We start from the raw sequence: 11,927 nt of genomic DNA, 5'->3' as shown, positions 1-11,927 counted from the left end.
ACGTAAAATCGAAAATTTAGAAGCACAAGTTGAGGCCTATGATGTGGTTAATAAAGAGTCTGTATTAGCACAGCAGTTTGCAGCACTGGTACATGATGACTGCATTGAGACGGAATTGGCCCAGCTAAAAGCGGAAATGCAAGCTAAGAGAAGCGCTACTAGCAACAATGCGGCTTAACTGAAGCGTTTTACTAATCCATTTGTTATTCATATATTTAAAAGAGTATTTATCATGAGAGAATCATTTCACGTTAATCGATTATATCGCGATGGTCGTCGGGCCATGGTCAGTGGGGTTTGCGCAGGGACCGCAAGGCATTTGGAAATTCACCCTAATTGGGTTAGAGGTCTTACTTTGGGGGCGTTTTTATTTTTCCCTTTTGCGGTAGGATTAGCTTATGTCTTGGGTGTGTGTTTATTGAAAACTCGATAATACTATGTCGATGAGTCTGATAAGTAATACTAATGTACGCAATAGTGGTCTAAAATACTGTTATAATAGTGTGACACATTTTAGTATGTAGCAGCGTAAAGGATGGCTATGAACAATTATTTTTCCCCAAAACAAATATCAGTAACATTTTCAGTGATTGTTATCCTGTTGTGGTTATTAGGTACGTATTGGAGTTTTTCACCTGACACCTTTTCGGTAAAGTATAAGGTTGATGAGTATACTCAAGCGAATAAATTGCAATCAGTGACCGGTGTGGCGACCACTACCGCAGTAATAGAAGTTGGTAACACCCTTCTTCATAAACCAGGTGGGTATTTATCCAATGATATGTTACCGCCTTCGGTGATGCTAGATAACATGCCTGCGTGGGAGTTTGGTGTGTTAGAAATGTTGCGGGATATTACGTTATCATTACGTAAAGACTTTTCTCGCTCCCAATCTCAGTCAGTAGAGAATGAGTTTTTAGTCAAAGCACAGCCGAGCTTAAACATTGATAGTACTACTTGGATTTTACCTTCTGCTGAATCTGAGTATCAAAAGGCGTTTAATTTAATCGAGTCATATCGCGCTGAATTAGCTGACGTGAGTAAAGGCAATAGTCAGTTTTACGCTCGTGCAGATAATCTACGCGACTGGCTCAAAGAGGTTGAAAAGCGTTTGGGTAGTATGTCACAAAAACTTTCAGCTAGTGTTGGGAGTGAAGTGATTAATACCAGTCTTGCTGGTGATGCTGCTGCACGACAATCGACTGCTACACCTATGCTGTCAGAGAATAAAACCAGTTGGTTCCAGCTCGATGATAATTTTTATCAGGCACGCGGTATGTCTTGGGCACTGATTCATTTTTTGAAAGCCGTTGAAATCGATTTTGCCGATGTACTAGAAAAAAAGAACGCACTAGTGAGTTTACGTCAAATCATCCGCGAATTAGAAGCGACTCAAGAAACAGTATATAGCCCAATGATATTAAATGGCAGTGGGTTTGGTGTAGTCGCCAATCACTCATTGGTCATGGCTAATTATATTTCCCGCGCTAATGCCGCGCTTATTGAACTTTCAGAATTACTTAATCAAGGATAAACATAATGAATCATATTGCTAAACTCGGCTGTACTGTTTTAGCGCTAGGTGCTATTTCGAGCAGTGCTCAATCACATGCTGATACATTATTAGGCCTCTATGCGGGTGGTCAAATGTGGGCTATGGAAACTGAAGGTGCGTTTGCATCAAATAATGATTTAGCGACCTTTAATTATGATGATGAACGTAACGGTTCCTACTATTTAGCTGTTGAGCATTTTGTGCCTTTAATACCAAATGTGAAGGTAATTCAAACTTCTATGGATACGAATGGTGTCACTAATCTCTCTGGCGAATTTAACTTTGGTGGTCAGGATTATGCGATTAATACAAGTTTGCGCACAGACTTATCTCTTACGACCACGGATTACATTTTATATTATGAAATTTTAGATAATGATGTTGTCAGTATCGATGTGGGTATCAATGCGAAAAATATTGATGGTGAAATCTCTGTATTAGATGAGCAATCTAATTCGGCTTCAGACGCTAGCTTTTCCGGGTATGTGCCTATGGTATATTCTCGTGCAGAAGTAGGCTTACCATTTACTAGTTGGTCAGTGTTTGCTGAAGGCAGTTATTTGTCGTTTGATGATCATACTATCAGTGATATGCAAGCTGCTATTGAGTATCGCGCCATTGATAGTTTAGCATTAAACTTGAATTTTCAACTTGGTTACCGCTCGATGAATATCGAACTAGATGATTTAGACAGCATCAATACCGAATTAGATTTTAGTGGTGTATTTGCTGGGGTCGAATTTCACTTCTAAGTTATATAGTTATAAATACATGTTGAGCCAATATAATTAAAGTTTATATTGGCTTTTTTATTTTTTAGTCCATTAAGTAATAAAAAATCGCTATTTATTCTTTTATATTCTTAACCCCATCTATTATCCTTACATTATTCTTGATGAGGTAATCTTAAACATGTCAAATCAACAACAATTTGGTCCAGGCGGTGTCGTCGAACCAAATCAGCTTAATCAAATTACTCAAGCAATAACGGGGTTAGACTCGAGTCAACTAACTTGGGTCAGTGGATATATTGCGGGGTTAGCAGCTGCCCAAGATCCCAATGCCAACAACCTTGCTCCAATCGCTATAACTCCAGTACCAGAGTCAGCTGGCACATTAACTATTATTTACGGATCTCAAACTGGTAACGCGAAGGGTATTGCCACAGCATATCAAGTCAAAGCCAGTGAAGCAGGGATCCCTGCTAAAGTGATATCGATGGCTGACTATAAACCTCGTCAAATTAAAAATGAAACACATATAGCGATAGTCGTATCGACTCATGGTGAAGGTGAAGCCCCGGATGATGCGGTTGAATTACATGAGTTCTTAGGCTCGAAAAAAGCCCCTAAATTACCAAATTTGAAATATGCAGTATTAGGATTAGGGGATACTAGCTATGAGTTCTTTTGTCAAACGGCTAAAGATTTTGATACGCGTTTAGCAACATTAGGTGCGACTGCTGTGCTAGAACGAGTGGATTGTGATGTGGATTATGATAGTGCAGCAGCTCAATGGCAAGATGATGTCTTAGCTAAAATCAAAGATGATTTAACTGCTAAAACAACTCAAGTAGCGTCAACGCCCGCTGCCAATACTGCTTCGGTTGCAAGTATTTATACGAAGAAAAACCCGTTTGCAGGTACATTACTCACGAGTCAAAAAATCACAGGTCGTGATTCCATCAAAGATATTCGACATATTGAAATTTCTTTAGAAGATTCAGGTATTCAATATCAAGTTGGTGATGCGCTGGGTGTATACTTTTTAAATGATGAAGCTATAGTTCAGCGTATGATCAATGCATATGGATTAAGCGCAGAAGAAACAGTCACTCTAGGTGATGAGTCACTGACGTTAGCCCAAGCTTTGACTGAAAAGTGTGAATTGACATTATCCTATCCAACCTTTGTAAAAGCATTAGCCGAATCATCGGGAGACGCGGCATTAACCGCATTATTAGCAGATAAAGCGGCATTACGCGAATACTTAGTACCACGACAAATTGTCGATATTGCCATTGATTACCCAGTGAAAGTAACGGCTCAACAAGTTGTTGATGCGTGTCGTCCATTGACGGCTCGTTTATATTCTATTGCCTCTAGCCAAAATGAAGTTGAAGATGAAGTACATCTGACCGTTGCATTAGTAGAATATGAGGAACACGGTTTTGTGCATCAAGGTGGCGCGTCAGGTTATTTGGCGAAGCGGTTAGACGAAGGTGCGCCGGTGAAAGTTTACGTCGAAGGTAATGACAATTTCCGGTTACCTGCAGATCCCAATACCCCTGTGATTATGGTAGGTCCAGGAACAGGTATTGCGCCGTTTAGAGCATTTATGCAAGAGCGTGATGCGCAAGAAGCTGAAGGTAAAAACTGGCTATTCTTTGGTAATCCGAGTTTTACTCAGGATTTCTTGTATCAAACCGAATGGCAGGGCTATGTGAAATCAGGCTTATTATCAAAAATTAGCTTGGCTTTTTCACGAGACCAAGCTGAAAAAATTTATGTACAGCATCGCTTATTAGAGCAAGGTGCTGAGGTCTATCAATGGTTAGAAGCCGGTGCGCACTTTTATGTGTGTGGCGATGCAAATCATATGGCTAAAGATGTTGAGCAAGCATTATTAACCATCTACCAAACCCATGGTAAGCAATCTGCAGATGAAGCAAAGAAAAGTCTACTTGCCTTACGTAAAGCGAAACGTTACCAGAAGGATGTGTACTAATGAGTGACAACAAAAACTTAATTGTTGAGGGTAAGTTAGCTGTCAATGAACGTATTAAGAGTGAAAGTAACTTTTTACGTGGTACGATTACTGAAGATTTAGGGGACGACCTGACTGGTGGTTTCACCAGCGATAACTTCCAATTAATCCGCTTTCATGGCATGTATCAACAAGATGACCGTGATATTCGTGCTGAGCGTTTGAAACAAAAACTAGAACCCTTACATAACGTCATGTTACGAGCGCGTTTACCTGGTGGTGTGATCACATCCAAACAGTGGCTAGCAATTGATAAATTTGCAGATGACTACACTAGTTATGGCTCTATCCGCTTAACGACACGTCAAACGTTTCAGTTTCATGGCGTATTAAAACCGCATATTAAATTGATGCACCAGACGCTTAACGCAGTAGGTATTGATTCGATTGCTACTGCTGGGGATGTGAATCGTAATGTATTATGTACGTCGAACCCTGAAGTGTCGCATTTTCATCAAGAAGCGTATCAGTGGGCGATTAAGATTTCAGAGCACTTACTCCCTAAAACACGTGCCTATGCGGAAGTGTGGTTAGACGGAGAAAAAGTAGAAACTACCGATGAAGAGCCAATTTTAGGTAGCAATTACTTACCGCGTAAATTTAAAACGACCGTGGTGATCCCGCCACAAAACGATGTTGATGTGCATGCAAATGACTTGAACTTTGTGGCGATAGAAGATAACGGCAAGTTAATTGGATTTAACGTATTAGTCGGTGGCGGTTTAGCCATGACGCACGGGGACCATTCTACTTTCCCTCGTAAAGCCGATAACTTTGGCTTTATTGGTTTGGATGATACTTTAGCCATCGCTGAAGCAGTGGTTAAAACTCAACGCGACTGGGGTAACCGAGTTAATCGTAAGAATGCAAAAACTAAATATACTCTTGAACGAGTTGGTGTTGACACATTTAAAGCTGAAGTTGAAAAGCGTGCTGGGGTCAAATTTGCTGATGCTAAGCCTTTTGAGTTTACTGGGCGAGGCGATCGTTATGGTTGGGTTGAAGGTGTTGATGGTTTGCATCATTTAACTTGTTTTATCGAAAATGGTCGTATTCTTGATTATCCAGGTAAAACACTTAAATCGGGCTGTAAAGCGATTGCAGAAATCCACCCTGGTGAGTTTCGTATGACAGCGAATCAAAATTTAGTGATTGCTGGTGTACCTGCGGAGTTAAAAGAACAAATTCAAGCGCTTGCTCAAGCTAATGGTTTAATGCCGCAGGTAAGTTTACAACGCAAAGATTCAATGGCGTGTGTGTCACTACCGACATGCCCACTGGCAATGGCTGAAGCTGAGCGTTATTTGCCTGATGCGGTGACTGAAATTGAAGGCTTACTAGCAAAACATGGCTTAGCGGATGAAAGTATTATCTATCGTATTACCGGTTGCCCGAATGGTTGTGGACGTGCCATGCTTGCCGAGGTTGGTTTAGTTGGCAAGGGGCCTGGTAAATATAACCTACATTTAGGCGGAAATCGCGCGGGTACGCGCATTCCAAAAATGTATAAAGAAAACATCACCGACACTGAAATCATGACAATTTTGGATGAGCTAATAGGTCAATGGGCTGCTGGTCGTGAAGTTAACGAAGGGTTTGGAGACTTTGTGATCCGCAGTGGTGTTATTGCTGAAGTGGTTGACTCTGCAAAGGACTTTTATGCCTAGTTCACTCCTACATCAAGCATTTGAGCACGACATTTTAGGGGAGTTTGATACCCATAATGCGCGTCTTGAAAGTTTGACGCCAATACAGCGAGTAGAATGGGCACTCGAATATTTACCTGAACAAGCGATTGTTTCATCATCTTTCGGTGCTCAATCAGCTGTCATGTTACATTTAATCAATACTGTTGCACCTGGTACACCTGTAGTATTAACGGATACCGGATATTTGTTTACTGAGACGTATCAATTTATAGATGCAATGACGGAACGATTAGGACTTAATTTGCACGTGTATAGCGCAAAAGAAAGTAGCGCATGGCAAGAAGCGCGTTTTGGTAAGTTATGGGAAAAAGGTGCTGATGGCATTACTCAATACAACCAAATAAACAAAGTCGAACCGATGCAGCGTGCACTAGAAGAGTTAAATGTAGGCACATGGTTCGCTGGACTTCGCCGCAGCCAATCAACTGGTCGAAGTAAACTTAGTGTACTTCAGCATATTGGTGCACAAATAAAAGTCTATCCAATTATTGATCAAACGAATAAACAGTTACATGAATATCTTAAAGTTCATAATTTACCATATCATCCATTATGGGAAAAAGGATATGTATCAATCGGTGACTGGCATACTACTCGTGCATTAGAAGCCGGTATGAATGAAGAGGATACACGTTTCTTTGGACTTAAGCGAGAGTGCGGTTTACACGAATTTGGTGATGGGATTTAACGCTAACTAAAAGAATAAGCGTCTAGTGAAACCCCGAATGTATTTAACTTTCGGGGTTTCGCACAATAGTTTTCTGGTTATCCGGAAAACCTCTCAACACTTAAAACACTCGGTTTAACCCATTAAGTGCTGCGACTCGATAAGCTTCTGCCATTGTTGGATAATTGAATGTTGTATTAACGAAATATTCAATCGTATTTTGTTCACCAGGTTGCTGCATAATGGCTTGACCGATGTGGATAATTTCTGAAGCACGCTCACCAAAACAGTGGATCCCAAGTATTTCTTTTGTTTCACGATGAAATAGTATTTTTAAGCTGCCTACGAGAGTGTTCGCAATTTGAGCTCTAGCAAGGTGCTTAAACTGAGCACGACCTACTTCATAAGGTACTTTATCTCGTGTTAGTTCTTGCTCAGTTTTCCCCACAGAGGAAATTTCAGGAATGGTATATATTCCTGTTGGAATGTCTTGTACGAGACTTTTGTGTTCATCAGTATCCGCTAACATTGACTCTGCAGCAAATCGGCCTTGGTTATAAGCTGCTGATGCTAAGCTTGGATAACCAATCACATCACCCACAGCAAAGACGTGTTTAGCTGCCGTCTGATAGCGTTCATTAACTCTGACCTGACCTCTAGAGTCGGGCTCTAAACCCACTTCAGGTAAATTTAGCATTTCAGTATTTCCTGAACGACCGTTTGCGAATAATAGACAGTCTGCACGCATTTTTTTACCTGAATGGGTCGTTAAAATGACACAATCATCTTTTGCTTCAACACTAGCATAGGATTCATTATGTTTAATGACTACGCCGTTGTTCCATAAGTGATAGCTTAATGAGTCTGAAATTTCATCGTCAAGAAAACTGAGTAGACGGCTTTGTGTATTGAGTAAATCGACCTTGACTCCCATACCTCTGAAAATAGAAGCATATTCAGTACCTATAACACCAGCGCCGTATATGATGATCGATTGCGGATCATGTTGCATAGATAAAATAGTATCTGAGTTGTAGATGCGTGGATGTGTAAAATCAATATCTGGTGGAGTATAAGGTCTTGAGCCGGTGGCTAGGACAAACTGTTTGCCAGAAATCGTCTCTTGAGTTCCATCCTCACGCTTAATGGATAGAGTATTTTGGCCAATAAACGTTGCTTCACCGTGAATCAAAGTCACACGATTACGGTTATAAAAACTCCCACGTAATTTAGTTTGTTTACGGATAACGCCACTAGCATGAGACATGATATCTGCAAACGTCAGTTGTCTAGACGCATCCTCTTGGTTAAACAAAATGGACTCGTTATATTCTATTAAACGACTAATTGAGTGACGTAAGGCTTTAGATGGGATAGTACCCCAATGAGTACAGCCTCCACCAACATGTTCATAACGCTCAATGACGGCAATATTTTGACCTGCTTTGGCTAGCTGCATGGCTGCACCTTCACCACCAGGGCCGGTTCCAATTACAATTGCATCAAACATGGTATTACTATGGGGCATAAATTATTTCCAAAAAAAAGCCAACAACAAATTGTTATTGGCTTATTGTACCAGTGGTTTGAACGACAGTCATGTGCTTATGCGGTTTGTAGACTCATAGTTCTCATCGCATTAAAACGCGACCTTTGTTCTTGAAATGCTATTTTTAATTCTTCGCATTTAGTATGCATATCAATTGCATCAACTGTGCGTTTTAATTGACGTTGTTGTATCCGCATTAAACGTTTTTTACTATTGTAATATTCATTGCATTTGCTAATGAGCAATTCATATTCGGCTTCAAGTTTTGCCACTATCTCATCAGCATTGGTGTATTTTTTAACCGCATTCTCTTTGGCTGATTGTAATTGCATAGTGAATTTAGCTTGTTGGATTCTGTCTTCTGGACATTTACGTAAGTTACGTGTCCAGCCAATAAACGATAAAGACTTAATTAACCACTTAGTAGGATCGTAGTGCCACCACTTGATACCGTTGCGGTAGTCATATTCAAAGATATGGTGATAGTTGTGATAACCTTCGCCAAAAGTAAACAGCGCCAAAACTCCATTATCACGCGCTGTATTAGCATCAGTGTAGGTTTGTTTACCCCAGATATGACATAAAGAATTAATGAAAAAAGTCACATGGTGTACCAATACAATTCTGCATATTCCGGCTATTAGAATCATACCTACTATGCTTCCATTGAAGTAACCAAGTAAAGCAGTGATCCCAAAGTTAGCAATTAACACAATAGCAACGTAATGATTGTGCTGCCACATAACGATTTTGTCTTTTTGTAGATCTTTACAGTTTGAGTAATCTTCATAACGCGCAGCCTGATATTCGCGTAGCATCCACCCAATATGTGAGAACCAAAACCCACGTTTAGCTGAGTAGGGGTCTTTATCATTAACGTCAACATGGCGGTGATGTACTCTGTGATCTGAAGCCCAGTGCAAAATACTATTTTGTAAGGTCATTGCCCCACCGACCGCAAGTACAAATCGAACTATCGGATTAGCATCATAAGCTTTGTGAGACCATAAACGGTGGTAACCGGCTGTGATAGACATGCCTGTAAAAAAGAATAAGAATACGGTGGTTAATATCTCGAACGAATTAAAGCCAACGGTCAATGCCCAATAGGGGACTCCCACCACGCTGATAAGTGTGAGTAAGGTAAATAAGGCAACATTGAATTTGATTATGGGTGGTTTTTTCATTAAGACGTCTTACTATATAGAATTAGCGCTAGAAATTTCAGCGTACAAGTGTAAGCTAAATGTAATTGAGATGCTTTGGATTAGCAAGGAATTTATTTTTGATGACGATAAAAAAGACCCGAGAACAACAAAAACAAGAAACACGCCAAAATATAATTAACGCTGCTTTTTCCTGTCTAGATGCTGAGAAAAGTTTATCGTCAATCTCTTTACGCGAAATTGCAAGAGTTGCAGGTATTGCTCCAACATCATTTTATCGGCATTTTAAAGATGTGAATGATTTAGGCATGACCTTGGTAGATGAAGCAGGGCTAATGCTTAGGCAATTAATGCGAAGTGCTCGTCGTAGAATAACCGCTGATTCAAACGCGATAGATATTTCGGTTGATACTTTGATGGAGTTCATTAGTGAGAATAAGAATGTGTTTAGAGTCTTATTACGTGAACACACCGGCACATCAGCAGAGTTTCGTTCGGCGGTGCAACGTGAAATACAACATTTTATTAAAGAATTATCAGATTACATTATGCATCGTCAGCAGATCTCTCAACAACTGGCTGATTTGCAATCTGAGGCGATGGTCATGATTGTATTCAGTGCAGGAGCTCAAGCATTGGATGCTCAACCTAATCAGCAATTTATCATTGCTGAAAAGGTAAAGTATCAATTAATGTTTGTTCAACTTGGAGTGAAACAATTCAAACCTAAACCTTAGCTGTTTCCCCAGGATGAAATTTGATAGTACTTCAGCGTCGCTTGAGTATAACGCCACTTTCAATATGATGAGTAAATGGAAATTGATCAAAAAGTGCCGCACGTTCGATCGTATGTGTTTTAGTTAATTCTTGTAAATTATGTGCCAGTGTATCAGGGTTGCATGAAATGTAGATGATGTACTCATATTGATTGATCATATTAATAGTAGCCATGTCTAAACCCGCTCTTGGTGGGTCGACTAGCACGGTAGTAAAATCATATGAATCTAAATCAATACCCTCAAGCCTTCGATATGCACGTTCTTTATTTTTCGCAGAGACAAATTCCTCACTCGACATTCTTAAGATAGTGCAGTTTTGTATATCATTATAGGCAATATTATCTTGAGCAGCATTAACGGATGTCTTTGAAATTTCCGTTGCCATGACATTATCAAAGTAATCACTCAAGGGAATAGTAAAGTTACCCGCACCGCAATATAACTCCAATAAATCACCTGCAATACTTTGTGTATGTGACGCCACCCACTCAATCATGTGACAATTCACTTCTGCGTTTGGTTGAGTAAAGGAATTTTCAATGTGTTTGAATGTGTATTCTTTACCATGGATGCTTAATTTCTCAATCACGTAATCATGGTTGATGATAGTTTTTTGTTTTTTTGCTCGACCAATAAATTGTATCTGATACGTCTTAGACATTTCAGTATGTAATTCATTGATTTTTTCTACCCATTCATCAGAGAGTTTTTTGTGGTAAAGCATTGATACTACGATTTGATTAGTAGTCGCACTCAAATAATCAATTTGAAACAGCTTATCTCTAAGTATAGGTATGGTTTTAATACGAGTTATGAGTGCATCCATAACTTGATTAATCAATAGTGACGCTACTGGAAAATGGTCGACACGGTATTGTTGTTTCGTCTCTTGATTAAACATGATGTGATACAAATCATCACCATCATGCCAAACACGAAATTCAGCACGCTGACGATAGTGTGAAGCTTGTGAGGGATAAATGTCTATGTTTAGGTTAGATGGATGTGTAAAAGGAGAAAGTAGTGAAGTTAAGCGAGCATTTTTCTCGCTTAACTGGCTTGCATAATCTGTCATTAATTAGTCTTCGCTTTTCTCTTTAGCTAATCTAACGCGTAAGGTGCGTTCTTCAAATGTAGAGTCGTTCAGTTTAGTAATCATTTTATCAGCACTATTTATATCGACTTCAACAAAACCGAAACCTTTTCGTCTTCCTGTTTTACGATCTTTCATTAAACGAACAGAATCAACATAACCGTACTTTTCAAAATGAGTTTTAATGGCATTTTCGTTAACTTTGTAGTTAAGGTTACCTATATATAATGTGGTTAGTTCTTCAGCTGATGATGTTTCTTCTGCAGAAGCCCCAGTTTTAAGTAATGATAAAATAACACCCGTTATTAATGCGCCGAGAGCAAAAGCGATGTTAGATTCAAATATGTCAAAAAATGGTAATAAAATAAACCCTGCGACAGCGACTATGCCTGTGATGATATAAATTGAGGCGTTAGATGATTTCATAAGAGACCCTTGTTGTTATAATAATGTGATAAAAAAGCCGCATTTATATTACTCTTATCATAATTTAGTGCAACTTTTACGGATTTATACCTTAAGACAGTGACTAAATTATCGAAAACATTATAGAAAAGTTTACTTTTTGAGCGTTTCAATGAGTTATTGTACAGAAATATGTAAAAACCATAATTATATCTATATAACTGTTGACGATAAAAAT

General features: G+C 39.4%; 11 protein-coding genes. 7 read left to right on the top strand and 4 right to left on the bottom strand.

All coding sequences use genetic code 11. The features are described from left to right. Nucleotides 1–232 precede the first annotated feature (232 nt). From G2999_RS12820 to G2999_RS06430, 6 genes are all read left to right on the top strand, one after another. Nucleotides 233–433 (top strand): PspC domain-containing protein, encoded by a 201-nt coding sequence (locus G2999_RS12820; RefSeq protein ID WP_083781680.1) that lies wholly within the window; start codon nucleotides 233–235, stop codon nucleotides 431–433. 108 nt (nucleotides 434–541) lie between these two features. Next, nucleotides 542–1,534, top strand: coding sequence for a DUF2333 family protein (locus G2999_RS06450; RefSeq protein ID WP_029257427.1), 993 nt, complete (start codon nucleotides 542–544; stop codon nucleotides 1,532–1,534). Between the two features lie 5 nt (nucleotides 1,535–1,539). Then, on the top strand, nucleotides 1,540–2,307 hold the full coding sequence (locus G2999_RS06445; RefSeq protein WP_010179905.1) for a TIGR04219 family outer membrane beta-barrel protein: 768 nt from the start codon (nucleotides 1,540–1,542) through the stop codon (nucleotides 2,305–2,307). Between the two features lie 160 nt (nucleotides 2,308–2,467). After that, on the top strand, nucleotides 2,468–4,282 hold the full coding sequence (locus tag G2999_RS06440; RefSeq protein WP_010179903.1) for an assimilatory sulfite reductase (NADPH) flavoprotein subunit: 1,815 nt from the start codon (nucleotides 2,468–2,470) through the stop codon (nucleotides 4,280–4,282). Then, nucleotides 4,282–5,988, top strand: a complete 1,707-nt coding sequence (gene cysI / locus G2999_RS06435) for an assimilatory sulfite reductase (NADPH) hemoprotein subunit (RefSeq protein ID WP_010179901.1) — start codon at nucleotides 4,282–4,284, stop codon at nucleotides 5,986–5,988. The genes G2999_RS06440 and cysI overlap by 1 nt, the downstream gene beginning before the upstream one ends. Then, nucleotides 5,981–6,718: a phosphoadenylyl-sulfate reductase gene (locus tag G2999_RS06430; protein ID WP_010179900.1), complete on the top strand. Its 738-nt coding sequence runs from the start codon at nucleotides 5,981–5,983 to the stop codon at nucleotides 6,716–6,718. The genes cysI and G2999_RS06430 overlap by 8 nt, the downstream gene beginning before the upstream one ends. Before the next feature lie 100 nt (nucleotides 6,719–6,818). Here G2999_RS06430 and sthA read toward each other — a convergent pair whose 3' ends face one another. Together sthA and G2999_RS06420 are read right to left on the bottom strand one after the other, a co-directional pair. After that, nucleotides 6,819–8,225 (bottom strand): Si-specific NAD(P)(+) transhydrogenase, encoded by a 1,407-nt coding sequence (sthA, locus tag G2999_RS06425; RefSeq protein ID WP_010179898.1) that lies wholly within the window; start codon nucleotides 8,223–8,225, stop codon nucleotides 6,819–6,821. A 77-nt stretch (nucleotides 8,226–8,302) separates the two neighbouring features. Next, the gene (locus G2999_RS06420; protein WP_010179897.1) at nucleotides 8,303–9,433 is read right to left on the bottom strand and encodes a fatty acid desaturase; all 1,131 of its coding nucleotides are present in this window, start codon (nucleotides 9,431–9,433) and stop codon (nucleotides 8,303–8,305) included. Nucleotides 9,434–9,534: 101 nt separating this feature from the next. Here G2999_RS06420 and fabR point away from each other — a divergent pair, with 101 nt between their 5' ends. After that, entirely contained in the window at nucleotides 9,535–10,149 is a 615-nt protein-coding gene (gene fabR, locus G2999_RS06415) for an HTH-type transcriptional repressor FabR (protein WP_010179895.1), read from the top strand. 31 nt (nucleotides 10,150–10,180) lie between these two features. On the opposite strand, the gene trmA is transcribed toward fabR, so the two are convergent. Beyond that, nucleotides 10,181–11,266, bottom strand: coding sequence for a tRNA (uridine(54)-C5)-methyltransferase TrmA (trmA, locus tag G2999_RS06410; protein WP_010179893.1), 1,086 nt, complete (start codon nucleotides 11,264–11,266; stop codon nucleotides 10,181–10,183). Nucleotides 11,267–11,269: 3 nt separating this feature from the next. Next, complete coding sequence (locus G2999_RS06405; RefSeq protein ID WP_010179891.1) at nucleotides 11,270–11,710, bottom strand: RNA-binding protein; 441 nt, start codon at nucleotides 11,708–11,710, stop codon at nucleotides 11,270–11,272. Nucleotides 11,711–11,927 lie beyond the last annotated feature (217 nt).

Origin of the sequence: Glaciecola sp. HTCC2999, from assembly GCF_000155775.1 — a bacterium.
Classification (GTDB): domain Bacteria; phylum Pseudomonadota; class Gammaproteobacteria; order Enterobacterales; family Alteromonadaceae; genus Opacimonas.
Note: the sequence above shows the minus strand (reverse complement) of the source record. Positions and strands in the feature narration are given on the sequence as shown.